Below are 25,033 nucleotides of genomic sequence, written 5' to 3'. Positions count from 1 at the left end.
TCCGCTGTGTCAGTGCCGGCGCTTGAGGGTGTCGGAGGGTAATTCGCCGAACTGTTTGCGGTAGCTGTCGGAGAACCTTCCCAAATGCAGGAAGCCGTAATCCATCGCCACCTCTGTGACATTGCGCACATTGCAGGTCGGGTCGCTCAGGCAGGCGTTAATGCGCTCCAGACGCTTCTGCCGGATGTAGTCTTTCGGTGTGGCGCCGGCGTTGCGCTCGAACAATCCGTACAGCGAGCGCAGGCTCATCCGCGCCTGACGCGCCAATTCTTCGCTGTCGATGTCCTGCTTGAGATTGCGTGCGATGTAATCGGCGATCAACTCGAACGTGGCCGCCGGTGAACCGAGGCAGACCCGGCTGACATTGGTCTTCATCAGGCTGAGCATCTTGCTGACGATGATCTGCGAGTAATGCTCCTGAACCCTGGGGATCTGCTCGGTGGCCTCGGCTTCCTGGCAAATCATCGCCAGCAAATTGACGAAGCCCTCCAGCTCACCAAGTTGATAACGGTTCTCCAGGAACCGCACGCCCTGCCCCGGATACCGCCAACGCTGCTCGTCGCACACCGACTCCAATAGGCGAGTCGGGACTTTGAGGATGAATTTTTCGCAATCGTCGGAGTAGGTCAGGTCCACGGGATCGTCGGGGTTGATCAGCAGCAGCTCGCCCGGCGCGAAGTAATGTTCCTCACCGCGGCCACGCCACAGGCAGTTGCCGCGCAGCAACACCTGCAGGTGATAAATGCTCTCCAGCGCGCCTGAGGTCACTCGCACGCTGGCGCCGTAACTGATGCGGCAAAGGTCAAGACTGGCGAACTTGCGGTGATCAAGGCTGGCCAGCGGCCGACCGGTCCTGGGCATCAGAATGCAATGGTTCCCGACGTGCTGATTGACGTACCCCGACACCGCATAGGGGTCGGCGTGGTCGAACACCCTACTGCGCTGACTCAACAGTTGCGTGTGCATCATCGGGTCACTCTCATTGTAGTTAGCGATTACATCGGGCCATTCTAAGACAGTACTTGCAGCGGTGTGTCAGTGGACTGACCTGTGGAGCATTCTGGCCTCTTCGCGAGCAAGCCCGCTCCCACATGGAATCTGTAGGAGCTGCCGCAGGCTGCGATCTTTTGATCTGGCTTTAGAAAGATCGCAGCCTCGTTGCACTCGACAGCTCCTACAACTCCTACAGCTCCCACATGGAATCTGTAGGAGCTGCCGAAGGCTGCGATCTTTTGATCTGGCTTTAGAAAGATCGCAGCCTCGTTGCACTCGACAGCTCCTACAACTCCTACAGCTCCCACATGGAATCTGTAGGAGCTGCCGAAGGCTGCGATCTTTTGATCTGGCTTTAGAAAGATCGCAGCCTCGTTGCACTCGACAGCTCCTACAGGAGAGTGCGGTTTATTGTGGAGGGGGATCAGTCCTCGAGTGCGCGAACCCGCTCATGGCGCTGTTGTTCATCAGGTTGCGCAGACGACTGCAAGGTGAAGTCGAATTCGATTTCGGCAAAACGGCCGCTGACGCCGTGGGCCGCTGCGCGTTCCTGATCATCGCTGAAGGTGATTTTGGCAATCAGCTCATCACGGGTGGCGTAGGCGAAATCGTCGTGCAGGTACTGGTCGCCATCGAGGTTGATCTGGGTGGTCAGGTGGCGATGGTCCGGCGCGGAAATGAAGAAGTGCACGTGCGCTGGTCGCTGACCATGACGGCCCAGTTGATCGAGCAGTTGTTGGGTCGGACCATCCGGCGGGCAACCATAGCCCGACGGCACGATGCTGCGGAAACGGTAACGGCCGTCGGCATCAGTGACGATGCGGCGACGCAGGTTGAACTCCGATTGAGTGGTATCGAAGTAAGAATAGGTGCCCCCGGTGTTGGCGTGCCAGACATCCACCACGGCGCCGGCCAACGGTTCGCCGGCGGTGTTCTTGACCTGGCCCTGCATGAACAGCACCACGCCCGGATCGACGCCGTCATCGAGGCGCGCTTCGAAGTTCGACAGCGGTGCGCCCGCCACGTACAGCGGCCCTTCGATGGTCCGCGGTGTGCCACCGGACTTGCCGGCCTGCTCGTCTTCGGCGTCCATCAGCAGGTCGAGGTAATGCTCCAGACCGATCCCGGCCACCAGCAAACCAGCTTCCTGGCGCGCGCCCAGTACGTTGAGGTAGTTGACTGCTTTCCAGAACTCTTCCGGCGTCACGGCCAGGTCTTCGATGATATTCACCGAGTCACGCAGAATGCGGTAGATCAAGGCTTTGGTGCGTGGGTTGCCGGCGTCGTTGTGCAGGCCGCTGGCCTCTTCGAGAAATTTCTGGGCACTGGCAGTGTGGGAAATCTTGACGTTCATGGTGGTTCCTCATCTTGTAATTATTAGCGTGGCGAACTGAACTGGCTGGGTTCAGCGGTCATCCTCGCGGATGGAAGAAGGATGCCGGCACATCGCGGTGACTTCGATCGCCATGTAGGGGTACAGCGGCAATTGCATCAGCAGGTCGTGCAGCTCTTGAACGCTGTCGACATCGAACACGCTGTAATTGGCATAGAGCCCGGCGATGCGCCACAGGTGACGCCACTTGCCCTGCTCTTGCAGGCGCTGGGCCAGCGCTTTCTCGTCAGCCTTCAGCTTGGCGGCCGCTTCTGGATTCATGTCGACCGGCAGGTTCACGGTCATTTTTACGTGGAACAGCATAATGCTCTCCTCAGGCTTGATGAATGGCAGTGGATGTCTTGTCACGACGGAAAAACGCCAGACGCTCTTCGTCCACGCTCAGGCCCAGGCCCGGTGCCTTGGGAACGTGCAGCTCGAAATCGCGATAGACCAGCGGCTCGCTGAGGATGTCTTCGGTCAGCAACAACGGGCCGAACAACTCGGTGTCCCAGGCCAGTTTATTCAGGGTGACAAAGGCATGGGCCGAGGCCAGTGTGCCGATACCGCCTTCCAGCATGGTGCCGCCATACAGGCCGATACCGGCCGCTTCGGCAATGGCGGCGGTTCGCAGCACTGCTCGCGGGCCGCCATTCTTGGCGATCTTCAGGGCGAATACCGACGCCGCGCCTTCGCGGGCCAGATTGAACGCATCTTCCACACATTCGATGGATTCGTCGGCCATGATCGGCGCCGGGCTCATGGCATTCAGGCGCACCATGCCCGAGCGGTTATTGCGCGAGATCGGTTGTTCGATCAGATCGATGCCGTTGCTGCCGAGGATCCGGCAGGCGCGCAACGCGACCGCTTCGTCCCAGGCCTGATTGACATCGACCCGCACGCTGGCGCGATCGCCCAGGGCTTTCTTGATTGCAATGACGTGGGCCAGGTCGCGGTTGACTTCGCCGGCACCGATTTTCAGCTTGAAGATCCGGTGGCGGCGCAGGTCGAGCATTTTTTCCGCTTCGGCAATGTCCTTGGCGGTGTCGCCACTGGCCAGGGTCCACGCCACCGGCAGCGCATCGCGAACACGGCCGCCCAGCAGTTCGCTGACCGGCAGGCCAAGGCGTTTGCCCTGGGCGTCGAGCAATGCGGTTTCAATACCTGATTTGGCAAATGTATTGCCGCGAATGCTGCGCTCCAGGCGCAACATCGCGGCATTCACATTGCCGCTGTCCTCACCGATCAACAGCGGCGCGAAGTGTTTATCGATGTTGGTCTTGATGCTGTCCGGGCTTTCGTTGCCATAGGCCAGACCACCAATCGTGGTGGACTCACCGATCCCTTCGATGCCATCGGCGCAGCGCACGCGAATGATGACCAGCGTCTGGTTCTGCATGGTGTGCATCGCCAGCTTGTGCGGGCGGATGGTAGGCAGATCGACGATGATCGTCTCGATCGATTCAATGGCTGTTGCAAGCATGTCGATACCCATCAGGTTCTTAAAGTTCTGGCACCGATTCTGGTACGGCTTTTTTGCCGAAGCCAATATAGAATTGGTCTGGCTTGATACCTTAAAGGTATGCAACCAATTGACGTTTGGAGGCCCCATGGAATTGCGTCACCTGCGGTATTTTCAGGTGCTGGCTCAAACCCTCAACTTCACCCGCGCCGCCGAACTGCTGCACATCGCCCAACCGCCCTTGAGCCGGCAGATCCAGCAGCTGGAAGACGAACTGGGCGTGCTGCTGCTGGAGCGTGGGCGGCCGTTAAAGTTGACCGACGCCGGGCGGTTTTTCCATGAGCACTCCACCGCCCTGCTCGAACAGCTGGGCAAGGTGTGCGACAACACGCGACGGATCGGCCTGGGCGAAAAGACATGGCTGGGCATCGGTTTTGCACCGTCGACGCTTTACGGCGTGCTGCCGGAACTGATTCGCCGCTTGCGCAGCGGTGAGCCGCTGGAGCTGGAGCTGGGACTTTCGGAAATGACCACCCTGCAACAGGTGCAGGCGCTGAAGGCCGGACGCATCGACATTGGCTTCGGCCGCATCCGCATCGAAGATCCGGCGATCATCCAGACCGTCCTGACCGAAGATCGGCTGGTCGCCGCCCTGCCCGCCGGCCACCCCTTGCTTGCCGGCCCGATCAGCCTGCGTGACCTGGCAAAGGAACCCTTCGTGCTGTACCCCGGCAACCCGCGCCCCAGCTATGCCGACCATGTGATCGCGTTATTTGAATCCTATGGCGTGAGCATCCATGTGGCGCAATGGACCAACGAACTGCAAACAGCCATCGGTCTGGTGGGGGCCGGCATTGGTGTCACTTTGGTGCCCGCCTCGGTGCAATTGCTGCACCGCGACGACATCGGCTTCACGCCGCTGCTGGAAGACAACGCAACCTCGCCGATCATTCTCAGTCGGCGCGTGGGTGATGTATCGCCAGGGTTGAATCATTGTTTGAAGGTGATCGAGGAGTTGCAACCGCGGGAGCCCTGTGGCGAGGGCGCTTGCTCCCTCGCCACAGTTCAGTGATCGTCTCTGACAACCTGGTGCATCAACCAGCAAACGCCCGGCGTCCGGCGCTCATCTCGGTGCGCAACTCACCAATGAAGTCGGAGATGGCGCGCACGCTGGTCAGATGTTCGGTCGAGACACCGCGAATCAACAGCTCGACTCGCTTGCTGCTGGGTTCATAAACCGTGATTTGCAGCAACCCGCCGCTCTCCGTGCATTCGCAGGACAGCGGCATGAAACCGGACTCGACGATGTTGCAAAGGACTGAGATGGGAACCATGGCCGGCGCCTCTGTCTGCAGTTGATCGGATTGGATCCACTGAGGATAGATGCACTTTGCCGTTCTTGCGCCAGAAAAACTGTTAGCTGCCTCTCACTTCGAACAGCTTTTCACTCGGAATTGCCTTTCCAGATCCAATTCCAGATCCCCGGCAATTTAACCGGCTGCGAACTGTCGCGCACCGTACGCGCCATCGCCGCCCGTTGCAGCGCAGCGGTGTCGTCGTAAAACGGTTGTTCCGCGGTTTTCACGCCTGTTGCCTGCGCACTGTCGAGCAGGATTTGCAGGTACTCGCGGGTGTGCCGGGCGGTATAGCGATTGAGGTCGTGAAAGGTCACCACCACCGGAATCACCCCGTCCACCACCGGCAGCTCTCCCAGCGCGATGCGCTCGCGCACTTCGGACATTGAGCGCAGGAAGTGAGCCCGCCGCCGGGGGCTGGCGTTAAAGCCCCAGATCTTGCCGTCATTGGCGCTCAAGTCGGTCAACAACACATGCAAGCCATGTTGCTGATACGCGGCGAAGGTCCGCTTGTCGTAACTCCAGAATGGCGGGCGTAGCAGCGTCGGTGGTGCTCCGGTGATCGCGGCGATGTCGGCGCAGCCATTAGTGAGGGCTTGTTCAAGTTCCTGTGGGTCGAGAGAGCGATGGTTGGTGTGCGAAGGCGTGGCGGTATGGAAGCCCAGAATGTGCCCGGCGTCCCGCTCGTGCTGCATGACCGCGCGTCCAATCTCACTGCCGCCGGCTCGCGATGCACGGGTCTGCACGAAGAACACGGCTTTGATATCCGGTTGCAGCGGATTACGCGCCAGGCTATCGAGCACGGTTTCGGTCGGGTTCCAGAAACTCGATGCACTGGGACCGTCATCGAAGGTCAACAGAAAGCGGATCGGGGGTTGTATGCGCAGACGCTGTTCGGTCTGCGGTGTCATTTCGATCGGGGCCGCGATGCAACCCAGCAGACTGGCTGCCATGGCGAACGCCGAGAGAACCTTGAACAACTGTTTCATGTTTTGCCTTGGGCCAGACCGTTTAGGTCACCACTTCAAACGGCAAAAATCCTTTGCCCGTTCATCCTTCGCCAGCCCGCAAGTCGCTACGGGCCGAGGTTGGATCAGGGTACACAGAGTTTGGTTCCGGCGCTGCCCGGGATCATGGGTGACTGGGTAAAAGACAGCTGGAACGAGTTGTCGAAGATCGGCGCGGTCGCGGCAGGCAGATCAAAATCTAAAGCAACATCAAGATCAAAAGATCGCAGCCTTCGGCAGCTCCTACAGGGGAATGCATCCAATCTGTAGGAGCTGCCGAAGGCTGCGATCTTTTGATCTTGACGCACCCAATCAGGGCTTCAAAGGAATCTCCACATCGCGTTCCGACAACTCTTTACCATCGTCCGGATGTTTCCAGTCCGGTATCGAACGCTTCTGCTCCTCGATCTCTTCTTCCGTAGGTTCATCCATGTCTTCTTCCGGCTCTGGATGCTTTTGCTCAGTAGCCATGTCCACCTCTCTTCCCGAAGGGATCAGTCATCCGTATTAAGCGTAGAACACTTTCAAGCACCCGGTTCAAAGCCACCAACGCAGCAAAAAGAAAAACCCCATGCTCAACAACATGCTGAGCAAGGTGTTGCGGGTATAAAGCACCAACCCCACCGCCACCAGCGAACTGATGAGGTACGGGTTGTCCCAATGCAGATTCAGTTGCTTGCCAGGCATGAACACAATCGGCCCGCAAATCGCCGTCAGCATGCCCGGTACTGCAAAACCCAGAAACTGTCGGGCATTGCTGCTCAGGCGTACCGGCAACCGCGGCTCGAGAAACACGTAACGGTTGAGGAAAACCAATACCCCCATTCCGATAATCACCGCCCAGACCATCATGTGCGCGCCCCATAGAATTTATTGCAGACAAAGCCAGCCGTCATCCCCGCCAACCCCGACAGCACCAGCGCCGAGCCCCATTGCCAGTAGCTGAACAGCACCGAGCAGAACAGCGACACCGCCACGCACACCACGGTCGGCACGTTGCGCACCACCGGGGTGATCAGGGCGATGAAGGTCGCGGCGATGGAGAAGTCCAATCCCAGGTGTTCCAGCCCCGGAATGCTGCTGCCCAGCACGATGCCGGCCAGGGTGAAGAGGTTCCAGGCGATGTAGAACGTCAGGCCGACACCCAGCGCGTACCAACGATTGAACTGTTGCTTGTCATGCTGGCTGGTCAGGGCAAACAGCTCATCAGTGAGCAGAAAACCCAGCCCCATCCGCCAGCGCCCCGGCAACGGTGAAATTACCGAACGCAGGCTCATCCCATAAAGCAAATGCTGGGAGGTCAGCAACACAGTCGTCAGCAGAATCGAAAAGATCCCGGCACCGCCCTTGAGCATGCCGATCGCCACCAATTGGGCGGCCCCGGCAAACACGATGCTCGACAGGCCCTGGCCTTGCAGGGGCGTGAGATTGGCTTCGATCGCCATGGAACCGGCCAGCAACCCCCAGGGCGCAGTCGCCAGGGACAACGGCATGATCGCCACGGCGCCGCGAAGAAAGGCACTGCGCGGCATGAGTGAGTTGGACATAACGCTCTACTACCAGGGAAAGACCTCAGACTGTGCCAGCAGTCGCGGCCGATGGCTTGAACAATCTTGCGCACTTGGGCCACGCACTTGTGCTGCAAACGAGGTCCGCGAACTTCGTCCATTCATCGGCTGCACGCTTGATTCGCCCCGATAGTAGCAACATGATGGCGCTGCATTTTTCATTGAGGTCAGGCCCGCCATGAGTTCAGTCGATACCGATGTCTACAAAACCCTGCTTGAATCGACGAAAGCGATTCCCTGGCGAATCGACTGGAAAACCATGACGTTCAGCTACATTGGCCCGCAGATAGAGGCTTTACTGGGCTGGAAACAGGACAGTTGGGCATCGGTCAACGACTGGGTTGAGCGCATGCACCCGGATGATCGGGATTACGTGGTGGAATTCTGCGTGTCGCAATCCCGTGCCGGGGTGGACCATGAAGCGGACTATCGCGCACTGACCCACAACGGCGACTACGTGTGGATACGCGACGTGGTGCACGTGGTGCGCAAGCACGGAGAAGTGGACGCGCTGGTGGGCTTCATGTTCGACATCAGCGAGCGCAAGAAAACCGAAGAGCACCTCAATCGCCTGCAGAAACAACTCGAGGAATATTCCTTCCAGGATGGCCTGACGGGCATCGCCAACCGGCGCATGTTCGACACCGTGCTGGAGCGCGAATGGAGCAACGCCCAGCGCAGTGGTTCAGTTATGTCGCTGATCATTCTGGATATCGATTACTTCAAACAGTTCAACGACCATTACGGGCACCTCAAGGGTGACGAATGTTTGCGTCGTGTCGCCCAGACCCTGTCGCTGGCGGCCAATCGACCGCGGGACTTCATCGCCCGGATCGGCGGTGAAGAGTTTGTCTGGCTCCTGCCGGAAACCGATGCCGAATCCGCCAGGCTGGTAGCACGCAAATGCCTGAACCTGATCCGCCAACAACAAATCCCCCACGAATTCTCGGCGGTGTCGACACTGCTGAGCCTCAGTCTCGGCGTCGGCACTATCAAGGCTTCGCCAGAGACAACGGCGCTGGAGTTCGTCGGACAGGTCGACAAGTTGCTCTACAAGGCCAAGCACAACGGCCGGATGCGCGCCGAATTTGCCGAGTTCCCCTAAGCGCCTTTAATCGGTAGAGCCAGCACACCCCACCCGAGTACCATAAAGCGATTCGCCTGGTTCGTCAGGGAGTGGACATGCTTTACCGGATCGCCGCCGATGGGTTGGTGCTGTTTCATCTGCTGTTCATTCTGTTCGTGCTGTTCGGCGGGCTGCTGGCACTCAAATGGCGCCACGTGATTGGGTGGCACCTGCCCGCCGTCGCGTGGGGCGTGATCGTGGAGGTCTTCCAGCTGACCTGTCCGCTTACCCACTGGGAAAACCTGATGCGCCATGCTGCCGGGCAAACCGGCTATGGCGACGGTTTCATCGAACATTACGTGTGGCCAATCATTTATCCGGCCGGGCTGACACCCGCGATTCAGCTAGGGTTGGGCAGCGTGGTACTGGCGATCAACGTGGCGGTCTATGTGTGGTTGATCAGGTGGGCCGGCTAAAAGATCGCAGCCTGCGGCAGCTCCTACAGAGAGCACGCATTCCCCTGTAGGAGCTGCCGAAGGCTGCGATCTTTTGATCTTTCGAGGATTTAGCACATGTTGTCGATTGAAGACCTGGCGTTGCTGGAAGCCATCCGCGAAACCGGCAGCCTGTCGCGGGCGGCGGCCCACCTTGGCAAGGCGCCCTCGACCATTTCCTACGCCGCGCGACAACTCGAAGAGCGCTTCGATGCCTTGCTGTTTGACCGGCGTCGCTATCGCTTGCAGCTCACCCCGGCGGGCGAGTTGCTGGTGAACGAGGCCGCACGGCTGATGCAGGACGTCTCACGCCTGACCCAACGGGTACAACAAGTGGCCAACGGCTGGGAGAGCCGGCTGTGGATCGTCACCGACGAATTACTGGAATTCGAAACCCTGATCCCGGTGATTCATGAGTTCGACGCGCTGGAATCCGGCGTGCCGCTGCGCATCACCCAGGAGGTACTCAAAGGCGTGTGGGAAGCCCTGCGTGAAGGCCGCGCGGACCTGATCATCGGCGCGACCAACGAACCACCGGCCATTCCCACCTTGCGCTGGATGCAACTGGGTGAATTGGAATGGGTGTTCGCGGTCTCACCGAAGCATCCGCTGGCCAAGGCCAAAGAACCGATTTCACGCGCCATGGTGGCGCAGCACCGGGCGATTGTCGTGGCGGATTCGTCCCGGGGCACCGAGGGCAGCACCTATGGCGTCTCCGGCGGGCAACCGGTGCTGGCCGTGCCAACCATGCGCGCGAAAATCCTCGCCCAATGCGACGCTCTGGGCGTGGGCTGGTTACCGAAAAACCGGGTCGGCTCGCTGCTGAAGAACGGCACGCTGATTGAAAAACAGATGGCCGACCCGCGCGAGCCGAACATTCTCTATGCCGGCTGGCGGGGCGATCATGACGGTCGCGCCCTGGGCTGGTGGCTGGAAAAACTCAAGCAATCCTACCTGTCCACCCAGCTGGTTCAGGGTAGCGACCGGTTTGTCTGAGTTCAGTTGGCAATAACGCTCATGTTCCGCCCGCTGGCCTTGGCCACGTACAGTGCCTTGTCAGCGGCGCCGACCAGGTCGTTGGGCTGGGCTTGTGACGCCGGATCGTAAGCAGCGACACCCAGGCTGACCGTTACCAAGCCCTCGGCACCCTCACTGTGCTGGATGCCGGCTTGCTGAACCGCGCGACGAATTTTTTCCGCCACCAGAAACGCCCCCACATAATCAGTCCCGGGCAGCACCACCGCAAACTCTTCACCGCCATAGCGGGCGGCCAGATCACCGGGCCGCTTGATGTTGTCGGTAATGATCGCGCTGATGTTGCGCAGGCACTCATCGCCGGCCAAATGGCCATAGTGATCGTTGAACCGTTTGAAATGGTCGACATCAATCATCAGCAGGGCGAGGCTGGTCAGGCTGCGCTTGGCACGGCCCACTTCCGCCTGGATGAACAAGTCGAACTGGCGCCGATTGGAAAGCCCCGTGAGCGCGTCTTCCAGGGCCAGCAACTCAAGGCTGCGATTGACCTCGATGAGCTTTTCCTGAGCCTCCAGCAATACGCTCTGAACATGATTCTGCTGCTTCATCAGGCGAATGAGGCGATAACCGAAAATGCCCAGAACCCCCAGCAACAACGCCACGATGCCCGCGCTCAGCATGGATTCCTTGCGCCAGCTGGCCAGGACTTCGTCCTTGTTGAGCGCGGCGTAGATAATCAACGGATACCCCTCGACCCGTCGAAACCCCACCACTCGCACCACGCCATCGAGCACCGATTTGACCGTTGCCGTCCCGGCGTCGCCCTTGGGCAACAACTGCGTGAAGAGTGGACCGTTCGCCACGCTGGCGCCGACTTCAGCCTCTTTGAACGGCCGGCGCACCACGATGGTCGCGTCGTCGGCGAACAGGCTGATCACGCCGTTACTGCCCATGTCGATGCTGTCGTAGAGCTCGAGGTAATGGCTGAGATAGAGCGTTGCCAATGCCACGCCGGCAAAGCGGCCATCGGGATGATTGATGCGGCGCGACACCGTCATGATCCATTCACCGCTCGATCGGCTCTTTATCGACGGACCGATGTGGGGCCCACGGTCGGGATGATCGCGATGGAAGATAAAATATTCACGGTCGGAATTATTCGCGCTGGGCAGTTCTGCGCCATTGGAGTTGGCGACCCAGCGCCCGTCTTCGTCATACACGAACAAACCATGGAGCTGTGCCAGCTCACTGCGTTGGGCGCTGAGCAGGCGTTGCAGTCGGGGCAGCTGCGCCGGTCCCGTGCCGTCGTTTTCGACGCGGTCCACCAAGGTAAACAGGAGCGTATCGGCTTGTTTGATCGACGCTTGCGCTTGCGAGGCCAGGGTCTGCGCCAGGTTGGACATCGCCACTTCTTTTTCATGCAGATGGTACTGGCGCGAATTCCAGGCTTCCCAAATCACGATGGCCGTCATGGACAGGCACACCGCTACGAGCAGGAACACCACCGAGCGAACCTTGAGCGTTGCACCGGTCTGCTCGGCCATCAATGGCAAGGCAGACCGGGATTGTTCAATACGATCTTTAATGGATGGATGGCCCATGGCGCTCCCTGGATCCCGATCACATGGCGAATCTTCGTTCGCCCTTTTTATGACCATGACGGGATGAGCCGCCTGGTGTCAGGCGACTATGCATCAACAAGCACCCGACCGGGGGAGTTTACCCGAGAAATTGGCGCACGACCGCCTCGCCAGCGTGCGGGTGTTTTCCGTTACTTGAGGCTCCCCGCCAGGAACTGCTTCAACCGCTCGCTACGAGGCTGCTCCAGCACAATGCCCGGTACGCCCTGTTCTTCCACCCGGCCCTGATGCAAAAACATGACGTGGTTCGACACCTGTCTGGCAAATGCCATTTCATGGGTGACCACCACCATCGTGCGGCCCTCTTCTGCAAGCTGCTGCATGACTTTAAGCACCTCACCCACCAGTTCGGGGTCCAGTGCGGAGGTCGGTTCGTCGAACAGCATGACCTGAGGCTCCATGGCCAGCGCGCGGGCAATAGCGACGCGTTGCTGCTGGCCACCCGAGAGATGGACCGGATACTGCGCCTCGACCTTGGCCGGCAACCCCACTTTGGCCAGGTAATGACGCGCCCGCTCAATGGCTTGCGCCCGACCGATCCCCAGCACGCTCATCGGACACTCGATGAGATTTTCCAGCACGGTCATGTGGCTCCACAAATTGAAGTGCTGAAACACCATCGACAGCTTGCTACGCATGGCCTGTAGCTGCCGGGGATCGACCGCACACAAGTCCCCCCGTGAATTTTTGCGGGTGAGCAGTTCCTCGGCGTTGACGATAATGCGCCCGGCCGATGGTTGTTCGAGGTGGTTGATGCAACGCAAAAACGTACTCTTCCCGGACCCCGACGAACCGATGACGCTGATCACATCACCCGCTTTGGCCGCGAGCGAGACCCCCTTCAATACTTCATGGCTGCCGTAGTTTTTATGCACATCTTCAACGATCAATTTATACATTCGAGCAGGTCCAGTAGGGGTCAGTGCGTGCGGGGTTTGAGGTAGGCAAGCCAATGCAGTTCGCCGCGACGAAACAGCCAGATCAGCAACAACGCACTGGCGGCGTACAGCACTCCGGCGATCCCGAACGCGGTAAAAGAGGCGTAGGTCGCCGAGTTGACGTCCCGGGCGATCTTCAACAAATCGGGCACCGTGGCGGTGAACGCCACCGAGGTGGAATGCAGCATCAGAATCACTTCATTGCTGAAAAACGGCAGGGCCCGGCGTAACGCCGACGGCAGAATGATCCGGCGATAGAGGGTAAAGCGGCTCATGCCGTAGGCGTTGGCTGCCTCGATTTCCCCGTGGGCGGTCGCCCTGATTGACCCGGCAAAGATCTCGGTCATGTAGGCACAGGTATTGAGCCCGAACGCCAGCACCGTGCAATTGAACCCGTCACGGAAAAACGCGTTGAGAAAATCCTGGGAGCGAACCACGTGCAAGCTGTACACGCCGGAGTAGAAGAACAGCAGCTGGACGTACAACGGGGTACCGCGAAACACGTAGGTGTAACCCCAGACCGGCAGGCGGATCAGCGGGTTGCGACTGACGCGGGCGATCGACAACGGCACCGCCAGCAAGAAGCCGATCACCACCGAAAGAATCAGCAACCACAAGGTCACCGCCAGCCCGGAAAAGTACGGCCCGTCACTCCACAGGTAAGCCTGCCAGTAGTCTTTGAGAATGTTCGTCATAGCGCAGCCTTCCTGACACCCACCGAATAGCGGTGTTCAAGCCACATCAACACACCGTTGGAAACGGTAGTAATCGCGAGGTAGATCAGGCCGCCGACCACTGTGAAATAAAAGAACTGCATCGAGCCCTTGCCCGCGTCCTGCGTGGCCTTGATGACATCGGTCAGGCCGATGATCGATACCAGCGCGGTCGACTTGATCAACACCTGCCAGTTATTGCCGATGCCCGGCAGTGCGTGACGAAGCATTTGCGGAAACAGGATTTTGCGAAAGGTCTTGCCACGGGACATGCCGTAGGCCCTCGCCGCTTCAATCTGACCCGCCGGGACGGCCTGAAACGCACCGCGAAACGTCTCGGTAAAGTAGGCCCCGTAAATAAAAGCCAGGGTAATGACACCGGCCAGAAACGGGTCGATATCGATCTGAGCCATGCCTAACCCGTCGGTCATGCGGTTGAGCAACATCTGCAGGCTGAAGAACAGCAACAGCATGATCACCAGGTCCGGCATGCTGCGGATCACCGTCGTATAACCGGTGGCCAGCGCGCGCAATAAACGGTTGGAGGACAACTTGGAACTGGCGCCTAGCAGCCCCGCCAGGACAGCGATCGACAACGACCAGAGCGCCAGTTTGATTGTGGCCAGGGTGCCCAGCAGGATCTGCGGGCCAAAGCCTTCCAGAAGCATTTCACTCTCCTTGTTTTTATTAGGTTGAGGTGAAGGAGGTTTGCTGAAACAGGGCGGCCCGGACGACCGCCCTGCCCGGTCTGTCGAGGCGGTGTTATTTCGCCCCGTAGACATCGAAATCAAAGTACTTTTTGTTGATCCGCTCGTAAGTGCCGTTGGCGAGAATCGTCGCCAGGGCTTTGTTCAAGTCTTCGCGCAGTTCGACGTCGCTCTTGCGCACACCGATGCCATCCCCGACGCCGAAAAAAGCCGGGTCATCCAGGGTCGCACCGGAAAACTCATAGTCCTTGCCCTGCGCCGTGTTCAGGAAGCCGTAACTGGCCTGGATCGAGCCCTGCAACGAGGCATCGAGTCGTCCCACCACCAGGTCGGCATAGACCTGATCCTGATTCTGATAGGACAGGACATCCACGCCGTTCGAACCCCAGACGGCTTTTGCAAACGCCTCCTGGGTCGAACCCTGCTCTACGCCAATGCGTTTGCCTTTGAGCGATTCAAGCGTCGGCAGCAGGCCGGAGCCACGTTTGACGACCAGTCGTGCCGGCGCATTGGACACCTTGTCGGTAAACGCAATCTGCTCCAGGCGCTTGGGTGTGACGGTCATCGAGGAAGCCACCGCGTCGAACTTGCGCGCCAGCAGCGCCGGGATCATCCCGTCCCAGCTACTTTCCACCCAGAGGCAACGGGCATGCAGTTCAGCGCACAGTGCCTCGGCGATATCGACCCCGAAACCGGTCAGTGTGCCGTCCTGATTCTTGTACTCCAGCGGTGGGTACGTGGGGTCGACCCCCAGCTTCAAGACTTTGCCAGACCAGTCGGCCGCGCCGGCCAGGCCGGATGCCGTCAACAACACCAGTGAAACAGCCGCCATCATCTTGTTCATTATTCTTTTCCTCTCAGGCCAGGCATGACGCTCGAAAATACGGCGTCTCAACTTAGAAAACGTTCAACCAACTTGACCCAGTAGCTCGCCCCGACAGGCAGGCAAGCATCATTGAAGTCATAGCCGGGGTTGTGCAGCAGGCACCCACTGTCCCCGTCGCCGTTGCCGATCACCAGATAGCTGCCGGGGCATTTTTCCAGGATGAAGGCAAAGTCCTCACTCGCCGTGAAGGGCCGCAGGTCGTCAATCAATCGCCCTTCGCCCAGCCACTCACGCGCGACTTCTCGGGCCAACGCGGTGGGCTCGGGGTGGTTGATCAACACCGGATGACAATGCTGATAGTCGATGTCGGCCCTGGCGCCAAAACTGGCCGCTTGACCGTGTACCAGGTCGGTAATTCTGACTTCGAGCAAGTGGCGAATCTCGGGGGTCAGCGCGCGCACGCTCAAGCTCATCTCGGCACTGGACGGAATGACGTTCGAAGCGCTTCCAGCGTGGATCGAACCCACGGTGATGATCGCCATGTCCTGCGGATTGACGTTACGCGAGACGATGCTTTGCAGCGCGATCACGATCGAAGCGCACACCACCACCGGGTCGATGGCCTTATGCGGGACTGCGCCATGACCGCCATTGCCGACTATCTTGATGTTCACCGTATCGGCCGACGCCATGAACGGGCCGCTGTAGAACCCCAGATGCCCGACCGGATAACCCGGCACGTTGTGCATGGCGAAAATCGCGTCACAGGGGAAACGTTCGAGCAGGCCGTCTTCCAGCATTTTGCGGGCGCCGCCCAGCCCTTCTTCGGCCGGCTGGAAAATCAGCTGCACCGTGCCGTTGAACGACCGGGTCTGCGCCAGGTATTTGGCTGCCGCCAGCAGGGTCGCCGTATGCCCGTCGTGGCCGCAGGCATGCATGACACCGTCGATCCGGCTGGCATAGGGCAACCCCGTGGTCTCCTGAATCGGCAGCGCGTCCATGTCGGCACGTAAACCGATGGACCGCCCTTGGCCATTTTTCAAGGTGGCGACGACACCGGTCTTGCCCACGCCGGTGCTGACCTGAAAGCCCCATTGCGTCAAACACGCGGCAACCCGCTCGCTGGTGGCGAACTCTTCAAAACCCAACTCGGGGTGCGCGTGAATGCTGTGACGCAGTGCGATCATTTCGTCCTGAATCTCTGCAATACCTGGCAAGACAGGGGCGGCGTTCATTGTTGTCATCCTTCGATAAGTCCTGAGCGGTTGCTGAGCTGGATCTTAGGGAATGGGCGCTGGGCTGGGGAGACGCAGTTTGGTTATGATGACAACCATCAGTTGTCACCAGGGTAAGCAGATGAAGCTGCATCAATTACAAGCACTGATTGCCAGTGCCGAAACCGGCAGCATCCGGGCGGCGGCGCGCTCGCTGGACATTTCCCAGGCGGCGGTGACCAAAGCGTTGCGCGAGCTGGAGACCGCTCAGCAACTGCCACTATTCACCCGAACGCCCAGCGGCCTGAACTTCACCGAATACGGAAAAGTATTGCTGACCCACGCCCGGCTCGTGATCAAGCAACTCGAGCATGCGCAAACCGAACTCGACCACATGCGCGGCAAGGCTCAAGGGCGGCTCTGTGTCGGGATCACACCCTGGATTGCCCTGACTTTCCTGCCCGAAGTGGTCCTGGCGTTTCGCGAACGCATGCCGGAAATCCGCCTGGAGCTGTTCGAAAGCCTGATGGCCGTCGCCCAGCCACTGTTGCGCGATGGCAGCATGGATTTTGCAATCGGCCAGCTTCACCCTGGGCAATCAAGCCAGGAGTTTGCCTGCGAAACCTTGCTCGATTACCAGACGTCAGTGCTGGTCCGCCAGGGCCATGCACGGCAAAACGCTCGGTCGATCCATGAACTGCTGGAGCAGAACTGGACCCTGAACTATGCCCCGGACGGGCACGATGGGTTGATGCAGGAGCTGTTCTGGAAACATGGCGCGCAGATCGATGAGAACCGAATCGTACGGGCCCACTCGCTGGCCATACTGCAGATGATGGTCGAGCGGGCAGACATGTGCACCTGGGGGCCGTCCATCGTCAGCATCGCCCCACCGTTTCTCGGCCGGTTGGTGTCCCTGGGGCTGGCCGAACAGTTCGAGCCCCGCCAGCTGAGTATCGTCACGCGCCGCAATGGCTCACTGAGCAATCCGGCGTTGTGCTTCACCGAGTGCCTGTTGCAGGTCATTCGGCGCCATGCCCGTTCGGCGAAAAAGGAAGACCGGGAACTCTTTGAAACCCTTCGCCTGCGGGTTTGAGCGCCATAACGCGATCCGTGTAGGAGCTGCCGCAGGCTGCGATCTTTTGATCCTGTTCTTAAAAAACAAAATCAAAAGATCGCAGCCTGCGGCAGCTCCTACAAGGTTTGCGGTGCGGCTGCCACACCAGAGGTTTTACCGGGGTGTCTGCTTCACCGCATCAAGCCAGGCCGGATTCAATTGCGTCTGTTCAGTGTCGATGCCCAGCGCTTCCATCCGCGCCTTGTGTAGATCCATTTCACGGGTCAACTGACTGTGGTCACTGGAGTTGCCGTCCAATTCATGCATCTGGCTCAAGCCCAGGTGATAGAAGCGCAGCAGCTTCATGGCGGTGGGATCACCCGCCTCTATCGCCGCCGTCACCTGATGCATGACGTTGGTGACGCTCATCAGGCTGCGCTTGAGCCGCCAGCCATACACCGCCGGCGCCATCCATTCCTGGGTCCAGAATTTGCCGCGCATCAGCGCCACCATCAGCAATACCGCGACAAACACCCCGCCGACGTTGAACCGCAGGTTGTCGCCGCCGGGCTCACCGAACACAGCCACCGCCGTGGTGGACAGCAGCATCGCCAGCGCCAGGAAAATCAGGGCAATAATCACCGTGCTGCGCCGTGTCTGTTGTCGAAAGGTTTCGGCGTTCATCGGCTGGATTTCAAACATCGCGGCAGGTTTCCTTAACATCATGGACAAAAAGACTGGCCGGCATTATCGCCTCTATGGGGGATTTAGCTATGCTGGGGCTCCTTTTCAGCTTTTATCGTCAAACGGGGAAATGGCGATACAGCGCAGTTCGTGCCATCTTCTTTATGGATTCACACTATTCGGATGCCATTTGCCTGTCTGAATGACATCGTTTTAAGGATCATTGAATGACCCAAAGACATGTAATCAACGCTTCTGTCAGCCCTAAAGGCAGCCTGGAAACCCTCTCGCAACGTGAAGTACAACAACTGAGCGAAGCCGGAACCGGCAGCACCTATACCCTCTTCCGCCAGTGCGCCCTGGCCATCCTCAATACCGGCGCCCACGTTGATAACGCCAAGACCATCCTCGAAGCCTACAAAGACTTCGAAATCCGCATTCACCAGCAGGACCGTGGTGTACGCCTCGAACTGCTGAACGCCCCCGCCGACGCCTTCGTCGACGGTGAAATGATCGCCAGCACCCGCGAGATGCTGTTCAGCGCCCTGCGCGACATCGTCTACACCGAAAACGAACTCGACAGCCAACGCATCGACCTGAGCAATTCCCAGGGCATCAGCGACTACGTGTTCCACCTGCTGCGCAACGCCCGCACCCTGCGCCCCGGCGTCGAGCCGAAGATCGTGGTGTGTTGGGGCGGCCACTCGATCAACACCGAAGAATACAAATACACCAAGAAAGTCGGCCATGAACTGGGCCTGCGCAGCCTGGACATCTGCACGGGCTGCGGCCCGGGCGTGATGAAAGGTCCGATGAAAGGCGCGACCATCGCCCACGCCAAACAGCGTATCCACGGTGGCCGTTACCTCGGTTTGACCGAGCCAGGCATTATCGCCGCCGAAGCGCCGAACCCGATCGTCAACGAGCTGGTGATCCTGCCGGACATCGAAAAACGTCTGGAAGCCTTCGTGCGCGTCGGCCACGGCATCATCATTTTCCCGGGCGGTGCCGGCACGGCCGAAGAGTTCCTGTACCTGCTCGGCATCCTGATGCACCCGTGCAACGCCGGCCTGCCCTTCCCGGTCATCCTGACCGGGCCAAGGCACGCGGCACCGTATCTGGAACAACTGGATGCTTTTGTCGGCTCCACCCTCGGTGAAGCGGCGAAGCAGCACTACGTGATCATCATCGACGACCCGGCCGAAGTCGCGCGGCAGATGACTGCCGGCCTCAAAGCGGTGAAACAGTTCCGCCGCGAGCGTAATGATGCGTTCCACTTCAACTGGCTGCTAAAGATCGACGAAGGCTTCCAGCGCCCGTTCGACCCGACCCACGAAAACATGGCCAACCTGAAACTGAGTCGCGAGTTGCCAGCCCACGAACTGGCCGCCAACCTGCGACGGGCGTTCTCCGGCATCGTCGCCGGAAACGTCAAGGACAAGGGCATCCGCCTGATCGAAAAGCATGGCCCGTACCAGATCCGTGGTGATGCGGCGGTCATGAAACCACTCGATCAGCTGCTCAAGGCATTCGTTGCCCAGCACCGGATGAAGTTACCGGGTGGCGCGGCGTATGTACCGTGTTATCAGGTAGTAGCGTAGCCACACAAGCCCCCTGTAGGAGCGAGCTTGCTCGCGAAAAACGTCAGAGCAACGCGTTTGAGCAGCAAACACGCGTTATCGTTAACGTTCATCGCGAGCAAGCTCGCTCCTACAAATGATCAGCATCAATCACTGCCTTGGCAAAGGCCTGCGGGTCTTCCTGCGGCAAGTTATGGCCGATCCCGCCGTTGATCAGCCGGTACTCATATTTGCCGGTAAACCGCTTCGCATAATCCTCGGCCGCCGGATGCGGCGCGCCATTGGCGTCGCCTTCAAGCGTGATGGTCGGCACAGTAATGGGTGGAGCCTTGGCCAGCTGCTGCTCCAGCGCTTCATACTGTGGTTCGCCCTGAATCATGCCCAACCGCCAGCGATAGTTGAAAATCGTGATCGCCACATGATCGGGGTTATCCAGGGCCGCCGCGCTGCGGTCGAACGTGGCGTCGTCAAACGCCCATTTCGGTGACGCCAGCTCCCAGATCAACTTGGCGAAATCGTGGCGATTTTTTTCGTAGCCGGCCTGACCGCGTTCAGTCGCAAAGTAGAACTGATACCACCACTGCAACTCGGCCTTGGGCGGCAACGGGTTCTTGCCCGCGGCCTGGTTACCAATGAGGTAGCCACTTACCGAGACAAGCGCCTCCACCCGCTCCGGCCAGAGCGCCGCGACGATGTCAGCCGAGCGCGCGCCCCAGTCGTAGCCACCGAGCACGGCCCGCTTGATCTTGAGCGCGTCCATGAAGTCGATGACATCACTGGCCAGCGCAGCGGGTTGGCCGTTACGAACGGTCTTGGCAGACAGGAAGTGTGTGTCGCCGTAGCCACGCGCATACGGGATGAGCACCCGGTAACCCTGCGCCGCCAGCAAGGGAGCCACATCAACATAACTGTGGATGTCGTAGGGCCAGCCATGAAGAAGAATCACCACTGGCCCATCGGCCGGGCCAAGCTCCGCGTAAGCGACATTCAGCACACCGGCGTTGACATGCTTCAGCGGGCCGAACGACGTGTGCGCATCCGTCTTGACCGTGCCAGCATTGACCGCCGCCGGCGCCACGCTTGCAGCGTTGCTGGTTTGCGCATTGACGGCACCGAGGGCACCGAACTGCATCAGCGCAAAGGCGAAGACCGAGGGGCCGATCAGACGGCGGCGTTTAGGGGCTTTGTTGCTTAACACAGTCATCTTCACGGTGTTCTCTCCTGTAAGCCGGCTGCGGGTAGCGATGAGCGTAGTGGACGCGTCTCGATGGAACCCATTCAATAGACCCGGGGTATCCGGCATGTGTCGTAAAAACGCTGTTTTTAAGGCATAAAGTGTCACACAGGGCACGGGATACAGTGCGATACAAAACCCATGGGCAGGTGCACCGTGGCGCCCTGGAATGCGCAACGTGCGTGTAACAAGAGGGTTGAGCAATGGACCATGTGAACCACATCCTGATCGTCGATGACGATCGCGAGATCCGCGAACTGGTCGGCAATTACTTGAAGAAGAACGGCCTGCGCACCACCGTGGTTGCCGATGGTCGGCAGATGCGCAACTTTCTGGAAACGAATCAGGTGGACCTGATCGTGCTGGACATCATGCTGCCCGGCGATGACGGCCTGGTGCTGTGCCGCGAATTGCGCTCGGGCAAGCACAAAGCCACGCCGATCCTGATGCTCACCGCACGCAACGACGAAACCGACCGAATCCTGGGCCTGGAAATGGGCGCCGACGATTACCTGACAAAACCGTTCGCCGCACGCGAACTATTGGCGCGGATCAACGCCGTGCTGCGCCGCACGCGAATGCTGCCGCCGAACCTGCTGATCACTGAAAGCGGCCGGCTGCTCGGTTTCGGCCGCTGGCGCCTGGACACCACCGCACGCCACTTGCTGGACGAAGACGGGACGATGGTCGCTCTTAGCGGTGCCGAATACCGACTGTTGCGGGTGTTTCTCGATCATCCGCAACGGGTCCTCAGCCGCGACCAGTTGCTCAACCTGACCCAGGGGCGCGATGCCGACTTGTTCGACCGGTCCATCGATTTGCTGGTGAGCCGCTTGCGTCAACGATTGATGGATGATCCTCGGGAATCGACTTACATCAAAACCGTGCGTAGCGAAGGGTATGTGTTTTCCTATCCTGTGGAATTGCTGGGTGCTGAGTCATGAGATTTTTTTGGCGTTGGCCGCCTCTGGGAAAGGGGCGGCAGATCAAAATCTAAAGCGACATCAAGATCAAAAGATCGCAGCCTTCGGCAGCTCCTACAGGGTATTGCGTGCGCTCTGTAGGAGCTGCCGAAGGCTGCGATCTTTTGATCTTGACGCACCGCCCCCTCACGCCCTGAGCCTGTCCCCCAACCAGCGACTCACCGCAAAAACGAAGCCGCCAGGCGAATGGCCAACGCCTTAGCCTGACTCGCCACATCGGTAACAGCCGTACTCTCCCACCACATCCCCCGCAACGGCGGCCCCAGGGCGAACAGTCGACCGGCGACCCGCCCCTCGGCATCCAAAACCGCGCCATCAACGGCCGCCGCAATCCCCAACGCCAACGGCCCAGGCCGAATCAACCCGCGCGCCAGCAATTGCTGTGGCAACGGTCGCGCAACCCGGCGCCAGTCATATTCGATGCCGCTGGAGTTGATCAACGCCGCACCACTGACCACGCACGTTTCGGCCTCGCCACGACGGCGAATGCGGATCCTGACTTCACCGCCCAACGAAGGCTCCAGCCCTTTGAACGACGCCGCCTGAATCCGCAAACGCCCTTCCCCGTACAACCGCGCCACCAATTCGGCACTCAACGGTGGCGAGCGGTGGTGATGGCTCTCCCACCACGGTCGAACATGTCGCACGAACTGCCGACGCTGCACGTCCGTCGCCTGATTCCACAACCGCCCGATATGCGCCCGCACGGTATCCAGTGGCGCTTGCCAGTCGATGCCTTGCGCAATGGCGTCCCGGCAATGCCGACGCAGTTCACGCACCAATTGTCGCGGCGTGCGAAGGCTATGATCCTCGGCGAGAAAGTCCACCCAGGCCGGTGGCTGTCGACGCACGTGCGGCAACAAGCCATGCCGGGAAAACACTTCAATCGGCCCCCGATGCCCGGCCTGCTCCAGCGACACCACTGCATCAACCATGGTCAGGCCAGAACCGATGATCAGCACCGTCGACTGCGGATCGAGTTGCCGCATGGCGGCGACATCCCACGGATCAAGTGCGGCGGCGTTCAAACCGCTGGACTCGGTCTGTGGCGTGCGCGCTGCCGGGAACATGCCCGTGGCCAGCACGGCAAACGTGCCCTGCAGCCATTGTCCGTCGCTCAAGGTCAGCCGCACCGAATCATCCTGCGTTTGCAGATCAACCACCTCTGCCCGCACGTGCTCGACCGTTGAACCGCTCAGTGCTCCGACAGCTTGCGCCTCAGCCAGTCGCTGCTGCACATACAGGCCGAAAATCCCCCGGGGCGGGAACAATTCACTGACCGGCACATGCTGCTCATCCGACTCCGGCCAGCCGCCGGCTGCGATGTACTCGGTCAGCCATTGGGTCAGGTCGTCGGCGTTGTCCGGGTCGACGCTCATGCGCGCCGCGTTGCCGTTGAGCGTATGGCCCAACTCGACCGCGCTGTACGCTTCCCCCCGCCCCAGTTCGGCACGAGGTTCAATCACCAGCACCGAACGTTTGCCCGGCAAACGCAGCAGCTGCGCCGCCAGCATCGCGCCGCTGAGGCCGCCACCGACGATCAGGATGTCTGCGTGACGGATGGCGGGCGTCGCCAGTCCGCTTTGAGGTTCAGTCATGCCGTGCTCACTGGTCAGTGTCGAGGATGAAGGCCGTTGAGGCGTATTTGAATGCCACATTAATGTGTTGCCCGGCAAACCGGAAGCTCGCCACAGGGTTCAAGCCACGGCCTCTTTCCTCTCCTGCTGACGCAATGCCGCCAGATTTCGATAACCGGCTCCCGGATGAATGTCTGGCAATCGCGGCCCTTCGCCGAACAACTTCTCGCGCAAAGTCCCCGGCGCGTACTCGGTCTTGTACACCCCACGCTTCTGTAACTCCGGCACCAGCAGCTCCACAGCGTCGATGAAGGTTTCGTGAGTCAGTGCATACGCCAGGTTGAAGCCGTCCACGTCGGTCTCCTCGACCCACTCCTGAAGCAGATCGGCGACGGTTTCGGGGCTGCCAACGAACAATGGTCCAAAACCACCGATGCCCACCCAGTCCGCCAGCTCGTTGGGCGTCCAGACCTTGTTCGGATCCGCCGTGGAGAACGCTTCCACCGCTGATTGAATGGCGTTGGTGTGCACGTGCTTGAGCGGCTCGTCGGGTTTGAACTGACTGAAATCAATGCCCGTCCACCCGGAGATCAACGCCATCGCGCCTTCATAGCTGACCCAGGTTTTGTATTCCTCGAACTTGGCTTTGGCCTTGGCGTCGGTCTCGCCGAGGATCACCGTTTGCAGGTTGAAAATCAGGACCTTCGACGGATCGCGCCCGGCCTCGGCGGCACGCCGACGGATGTCCGCGACGGTCTTCTTCAGCAGCACTTTCGACGGCGCGGCGACGAACACGCATTCAGCATGCTCGGCGGCGAACTGCTTGCCGCGACTCGACGCACCGGCTTGATAGAGCACCGGAGTGCGTTGCGGCGAAGGTTCGCAGAGGTGAATGCCCGGCACCTGAAAGTGTTTGCCGACGTGCCGGATCTCGTGAATTTTGCTCGGATCGCTGAAGATCCGTCGTTCACGATCTCGCAGGATGGCGCCCTCTTCCCAGCTGCCCTCCCAGAGCTTGTAGCAAACCTCCAGGTACTCTTCGGCAAAGTCGTAACGGGCGTCGTGTTCGGTCTGGGCTTTCTGGCCGAGGTTCTTCGCGCCGCTCTCCAGATAGGATGTGACGATGTTCCAGCCCGCGCGCCCCTTGGTCAGGTGATCGAGGGTCGATAGACGTCGGGCGAACGGATACGGGTGCTCGAATGACAACGATGCCGTCAGGCCAAAACCCAAGTGCTCGGTGACCAGCGCCATCGGCGGGATCAGTTGCAGCGGATCGTTGACCGGCACCTGCGCCGCTTGGCGAATCGCCGCGTCACCGTTGCCGTTGTAGACGTCGTAGATGCCCAGTACGTCGGCAATGAACAAGCCGTCAAACTTGCCGCGCTCGAGGATTTTCGCCAGATCGGTCCAGTACTCCAGATCCTTGTACTGCCACGAGCGATCCCTTGGATGCGCCCACAACCCCGGCGACTGATGGCCAACACAGTTCATGTCAAAAGCGTTAAGACGAATTTCCCGGGCCATCAAGCGGCACTCCGAAATGAATACATCAGCGCTTTTGCAGGAGTCGTGCCTAAATACATATTCC

The 25,033-nt window shown here is 59.7% G+C and carries 26 protein-coding genes; 7 read left to right on the top strand and 19 right to left on the bottom strand.

All coding sequences use genetic code 11. The features are described 5' to 3' along the window. Positions 1-9: 9 nt before the first annotated feature. The 4 genes from JFU37_RS24430 to JFU37_RS24415 all read right to left on the bottom strand — a co-directional run bounded on the left by JFU37_RS24430 (position 10) and on the right by JFU37_RS24415 (position 3,848). Positions 10-969 (bottom strand): AraC family transcriptional regulator, encoded by a 960-nt coding sequence (locus tag JFU37_RS24430; protein ID WP_274609959.1) that lies wholly within the window; start codon positions 967-969, stop codon positions 10-12. Positions 970-1,417: 448 nt separating this feature from the next. Next, on the bottom strand, positions 1,418-2,347 hold the full coding sequence (gene catA / locus JFU37_RS24425) for a catechol 1,2-dioxygenase (protein WP_201119620.1): 930 nt from the start codon (positions 2,345-2,347) through the stop codon (positions 1,418-1,420). 51 nt (positions 2,348-2,398) lie between these two features. Beyond that, positions 2,399-2,689 carry a muconolactone Delta-isomerase gene (catC, locus tag JFU37_RS24420; protein ID WP_157713037.1) on the bottom strand — a complete coding sequence of 97 codons (291 nt, stop codon included), beginning with the start codon at positions 2,687-2,689 and terminating at the stop codon, positions 2,399-2,401. Between the two features lie 10 nt (positions 2,690-2,699). Continuing rightward, complete coding sequence (locus JFU37_RS24415) at positions 2,700-3,848, bottom strand: muconate cycloisomerase family protein (protein ID WP_201119619.1); 1,149 nt, start codon at positions 3,846-3,848, stop codon at positions 2,700-2,702. A 127-nt stretch (positions 3,849-3,975) separates the two neighbouring features. Between JFU37_RS24415 and JFU37_RS24410 the strand changes: the two genes are divergently transcribed. Next, positions 3,976-4,899, top strand: coding sequence for a LysR family transcriptional regulator (locus JFU37_RS24410; RefSeq protein WP_201119618.1), 924 nt, complete (start codon positions 3,976-3,978; stop codon positions 4,897-4,899). 22 nt (positions 4,900-4,921) lie between these two features. Here JFU37_RS24410 and JFU37_RS24405 read toward each other — a convergent pair whose 3' ends face one another. From JFU37_RS24405 to JFU37_RS24385, 5 genes are all read right to left on the bottom strand, one after another. Continuing rightward, positions 4,922-5,161 carry a DUF1652 domain-containing protein gene (locus JFU37_RS24405; protein WP_201119617.1) on the bottom strand — a complete coding sequence of 80 codons (240 nt, stop codon included), beginning with the start codon at positions 5,159-5,161 and terminating at the stop codon, positions 4,922-4,924. Positions 5,162-5,271: 110 nt separating this feature from the next. Beyond that, positions 5,272-6,171, bottom strand: coding sequence for a polysaccharide deacetylase family protein (locus tag JFU37_RS24400; protein WP_201119616.1), 900 nt, complete (start codon positions 6,169-6,171; stop codon positions 5,272-5,274). Positions 6,172-6,501: 330 nt separating this feature from the next. Further along, positions 6,502-6,660, bottom strand: a complete 159-nt coding sequence (locus tag JFU37_RS24395) for a hypothetical protein (protein WP_201119615.1) — start codon at positions 6,658-6,660, stop codon at positions 6,502-6,504. A 66-nt stretch (positions 6,661-6,726) separates the two neighbouring features. Next, positions 6,727-7,038: an AzlD domain-containing protein gene (locus JFU37_RS24390; RefSeq protein WP_201120072.1), complete on the bottom strand. Its 312-nt coding sequence runs from the start codon at positions 7,036-7,038 to the stop codon at positions 6,727-6,729. Next, positions 7,038-7,736, bottom strand: coding sequence for an AzlC family ABC transporter permease (locus JFU37_RS24385; RefSeq protein WP_201119614.1), 699 nt, complete (start codon positions 7,734-7,736; stop codon positions 7,038-7,040). Before JFU37_RS24385 ends, JFU37_RS24390 begins: the two co-directional genes overlap by 1 nt. A gap of 199 nt (positions 7,737-7,935) precedes the next feature. Between JFU37_RS24385 and JFU37_RS24380 the strand changes: the two genes are divergently transcribed. The 3 genes from JFU37_RS24380 to JFU37_RS24370 all read left to right on the top strand — a co-directional run bounded on the left by JFU37_RS24380 (position 7,936) and on the right by JFU37_RS24370 (position 10,313). After that, a complete protein-coding gene (locus tag JFU37_RS24380) occupies positions 7,936-8,862 on the top strand; it encodes a sensor domain-containing diguanylate cyclase (protein WP_201119613.1) in 927 nt (308 codons plus the stop codon). Positions 8,863-8,939: 77 nt separating this feature from the next. Continuing rightward, positions 8,940-9,299, top strand: coding sequence for a DUF2784 domain-containing protein (locus JFU37_RS24375; protein ID WP_201119612.1), 360 nt, complete (start codon positions 8,940-8,942; stop codon positions 9,297-9,299). Between the two features lie 96 nt (positions 9,300-9,395). After that, complete coding sequence (locus JFU37_RS24370; RefSeq protein WP_201119611.1) at positions 9,396-10,313, top strand: LysR family transcriptional regulator; 918 nt, start codon at positions 9,396-9,398, stop codon at positions 10,311-10,313. A 2-nt stretch (positions 10,314-10,315) separates the two neighbouring features. On the opposite strand, the gene JFU37_RS24365 is transcribed toward JFU37_RS24370, so the two are convergent. The 6 genes from JFU37_RS24365 to JFU37_RS24340 form a co-directional block, all read right to left on the bottom strand. Continuing rightward, positions 10,316-11,893 (bottom strand): sensor domain-containing diguanylate cyclase, encoded by a 1,578-nt coding sequence (locus JFU37_RS24365; protein ID WP_201119610.1) that lies wholly within the window; start codon positions 11,891-11,893, stop codon positions 10,316-10,318. A 170-nt stretch (positions 11,894-12,063) separates the two neighbouring features. After that, positions 12,064-12,831, bottom strand: coding sequence for an ABC transporter ATP-binding protein (locus tag JFU37_RS24360; RefSeq protein WP_201119609.1), 768 nt, complete (start codon positions 12,829-12,831; stop codon positions 12,064-12,066). Between the two features lie 20 nt (positions 12,832-12,851). Then, positions 12,852-13,565, bottom strand: coding sequence for an ABC transporter permease (locus tag JFU37_RS24355; protein ID WP_201119608.1), 714 nt, complete (start codon positions 13,563-13,565; stop codon positions 12,852-12,854). Next, positions 13,562-14,251, bottom strand: a complete 690-nt coding sequence (locus JFU37_RS24350) for an ABC transporter permease (protein ID WP_201119607.1) — start codon at positions 14,249-14,251, stop codon at positions 13,562-13,564. The genes JFU37_RS24355 and JFU37_RS24350 overlap by 4 nt, the downstream gene beginning before the upstream one ends. Positions 14,252-14,345: 94 nt before the next feature. Beyond that, positions 14,346-15,134 (bottom strand): ABC transporter substrate-binding protein, encoded by a 789-nt coding sequence (locus JFU37_RS24345; RefSeq protein WP_201119606.1) that lies wholly within the window; start codon positions 15,132-15,134, stop codon positions 14,346-14,348. Between the two features lie 47 nt (positions 15,135-15,181). After that, the gene (locus JFU37_RS24340; protein ID WP_201119605.1) at positions 15,182-16,351 is read right to left on the bottom strand and encodes a M20 aminoacylase family protein; all 1,170 of its coding nucleotides are present in this window, start codon (positions 16,349-16,351) and stop codon (positions 15,182-15,184) included. An 85-nt stretch (positions 16,352-16,436) separates the two neighbouring features. On the opposite strand from JFU37_RS24340, the gene JFU37_RS24335 reads away from it, so the two are divergent. Beyond that, positions 16,437-17,426 (top strand): LysR family transcriptional regulator, encoded by a 990-nt coding sequence (locus JFU37_RS24335; RefSeq protein WP_201119604.1) that lies wholly within the window; start codon positions 16,437-16,439, stop codon positions 17,424-17,426. A gap of 135 nt (positions 17,427-17,561) precedes the next feature. On the opposite strand, the gene JFU37_RS24330 is transcribed toward JFU37_RS24335, so the two are convergent. Next, a complete protein-coding gene (locus JFU37_RS24330) occupies positions 17,562-18,089 on the bottom strand; it encodes a DUF3087 domain-containing protein (RefSeq protein WP_201119603.1) in 528 nt (175 codons plus the stop codon). Positions 18,090-18,298: 209 nt separating this feature from the next. On the opposite strand from JFU37_RS24330, the gene ppnN reads away from it, so the two are divergent. Then, complete coding sequence (gene ppnN / locus JFU37_RS24325; RefSeq protein ID WP_201119602.1) at positions 18,299-19,672, top strand: nucleotide 5'-monophosphate nucleosidase PpnN; 1,374 nt, start codon at positions 18,299-18,301, stop codon at positions 19,670-19,672. Positions 19,673-19,781: 109 nt separating this feature from the next. On the opposite strand, the gene JFU37_RS24320 is transcribed toward ppnN, so the two are convergent. Beyond that, a complete protein-coding gene (locus JFU37_RS24320; RefSeq protein ID WP_201120071.1) occupies positions 19,782-20,855 on the bottom strand; it encodes an alpha/beta fold hydrolase in 1,074 nt (357 codons plus the stop codon). A gap of 233 nt (positions 20,856-21,088) precedes the next feature. Between JFU37_RS24320 and JFU37_RS24315 the strand changes: the two genes are divergently transcribed. Beyond that, on the top strand, positions 21,089-21,829 hold the full coding sequence (locus tag JFU37_RS24315) for a response regulator (protein WP_201119601.1): 741 nt from the start codon (positions 21,089-21,091) through the stop codon (positions 21,827-21,829). A 197-nt stretch (positions 21,830-22,026) separates the two neighbouring features. Here the strand turns inward: JFU37_RS24315 and JFU37_RS24310 are convergent, their stop codons facing one another. Beyond that, positions 22,027-23,466, bottom strand: coding sequence for an FAD/NAD(P)-binding protein (locus JFU37_RS24310; RefSeq protein ID WP_201119600.1), 1,440 nt, complete (start codon positions 23,464-23,466; stop codon positions 22,027-22,029). Positions 23,467-23,565: 99 nt separating this feature from the next. Then, positions 23,566-24,969 carry an LLM class flavin-dependent oxidoreductase gene (locus JFU37_RS24305; protein ID WP_201119599.1) on the bottom strand — a complete coding sequence of 468 codons (1,404 nt, stop codon included), beginning with the start codon at positions 24,967-24,969 and terminating at the stop codon, positions 23,566-23,568. Positions 24,970-25,033 lie beyond the last annotated feature (64 nt).

It is taken from the genome of Pseudomonas sp. TH41 (assembly GCF_016650695.1).
Lineage (GTDB): Bacteria > Pseudomonadota > Gammaproteobacteria > Pseudomonadales > Pseudomonadaceae > Aquipseudomonas.
The sequence above is the reverse complement of the archived record's forward strand: the minus strand, read 5'-3'. Positions and strand labels throughout refer to the sequence as shown.

Bases quoted from the DNA above. Each gene is read 5' to 3' on its own strand.
- JFU37_RS24430 (WP_274609959.1), bottom strand. From the start codon at position 969: ATGATGCACACGCAACTGTTGAGTCAGCGCAGTAGGGTGTTCGACCAC.
- catA (WP_201119620.1), bottom strand. From the start codon at position 2,347: ATGAACGTCAAGATTTCCCACACTGCCAGTGCCCAGAAATTTCTCGAA.
- catC (WP_157713037.1), bottom strand. From the start codon at position 2,689: ATGCTGTTCCACGTAAAAATGACCGTGAACCTGCCGGTCGACATGAAT.
- JFU37_RS24415 (WP_201119619.1), bottom strand. From the start codon at position 3,848: ATGCTTGCAACAGCCATTGAATCGATCGAGACGATCATCGTCGATCTG.
- JFU37_RS24410 (WP_201119618.1), top strand. From the start codon at position 3,976: ATGGAATTGCGTCACCTGCGGTATTTTCAGGTGCTGGCTCAAACCCTC.
- JFU37_RS24405 (WP_201119617.1), bottom strand. From the start codon at position 5,161: ATGGTTCCCATCTCAGTCCTTTGCAACATCGTCGAGTCCGGTTTCATG.
- JFU37_RS24400 (WP_201119616.1), bottom strand. From the start codon at position 6,171: ATGAAACAGTTGTTCAAGGTTCTCTCGGCGTTCGCCATGGCAGCCAGT.
- JFU37_RS24395 (WP_201119615.1), bottom strand. From the start codon at position 6,660: ATGGCTACTGAGCAAAAGCATCCAGAGCCGGAAGAAGACATGGATGAA.
- JFU37_RS24390 (WP_201120072.1), bottom strand. From the start codon at position 7,038: ATGGTCTGGGCGGTGATTATCGGAATGGGGGTATTGGTTTTCCTCAAC.
- JFU37_RS24385 (WP_201119614.1), bottom strand. From the start codon at position 7,736: ATGTCCAACTCACTCATGCCGCGCAGTGCCTTTCTTCGCGGCGCCGTG.
- JFU37_RS24380 (WP_201119613.1), top strand. From the start codon at position 7,936: ATGAGTTCAGTCGATACCGATGTCTACAAAACCCTGCTTGAATCGACG.
- JFU37_RS24375 (WP_201119612.1), top strand. From the start codon at position 8,940: ATGCTTTACCGGATCGCCGCCGATGGGTTGGTGCTGTTTCATCTGCTG.
- JFU37_RS24370 (WP_201119611.1), top strand. From the start codon at position 9,396: ATGTTGTCGATTGAAGACCTGGCGTTGCTGGAAGCCATCCGCGAAACC.
- JFU37_RS24365 (WP_201119610.1), bottom strand. From the start codon at position 11,893: ATGGGCCATCCATCCATTAAAGATCGTATTGAACAATCCCGGTCTGCC.
- JFU37_RS24360 (WP_201119609.1), bottom strand. From the start codon at position 12,831: ATGTATAAATTGATCGTTGAAGATGTGCATAAAAACTACGGCAGCCAT.
- JFU37_RS24355 (WP_201119608.1), bottom strand. From the start codon at position 13,565: ATGACGAACATTCTCAAAGACTACTGGCAGGCTTACCTGTGGAGTGAC.
- JFU37_RS24350 (WP_201119607.1), bottom strand. From the start codon at position 14,251: ATGCTTCTGGAAGGCTTTGGCCCGCAGATCCTGCTGGGCACCCTGGCC.
- JFU37_RS24345 (WP_201119606.1), bottom strand. From the start codon at position 15,134: ATGAACAAGATGATGGCGGCTGTTTCACTGGTGTTGTTGACGGCATCC.
- JFU37_RS24340 (WP_201119605.1), bottom strand. From the start codon at position 16,351: ATGAACGCCGCCCCTGTCTTGCCAGGTATTGCAGAGATTCAGGACGAA.
- JFU37_RS24335 (WP_201119604.1), top strand. From the start codon at position 16,437: ATGATGACAACCATCAGTTGTCACCAGGGTAAGCAGATGAAGCTGCAT.
- JFU37_RS24330 (WP_201119603.1), bottom strand. From the start codon at position 18,089: ATGTTTGAAATCCAGCCGATGAACGCCGAAACCTTTCGACAACAGACA.
- ppnN (WP_201119602.1), top strand. From the start codon at position 18,299: ATGACCCAAAGACATGTAATCAACGCTTCTGTCAGCCCTAAAGGCAGC.
- JFU37_RS24320 (WP_201120071.1), bottom strand. From the start codon at position 20,855: ATGACTGTGTTAAGCAACAAAGCCCCTAAACGCCGCCGTCTGATCGGC.
- JFU37_RS24315 (WP_201119601.1), top strand. From the start codon at position 21,089: ATGGACCATGTGAACCACATCCTGATCGTCGATGACGATCGCGAGATC.
- JFU37_RS24310 (WP_201119600.1), bottom strand. From the start codon at position 23,466: ATGACTGAACCTCAAAGCGGACTGGCGACGCCCGCCATCCGTCACGCA.
- JFU37_RS24305 (WP_201119599.1), bottom strand. From the start codon at position 24,969: ATGGCCCGGGAAATTCGTCTTAACGCTTTTGACATGAACTGTGTTGGC.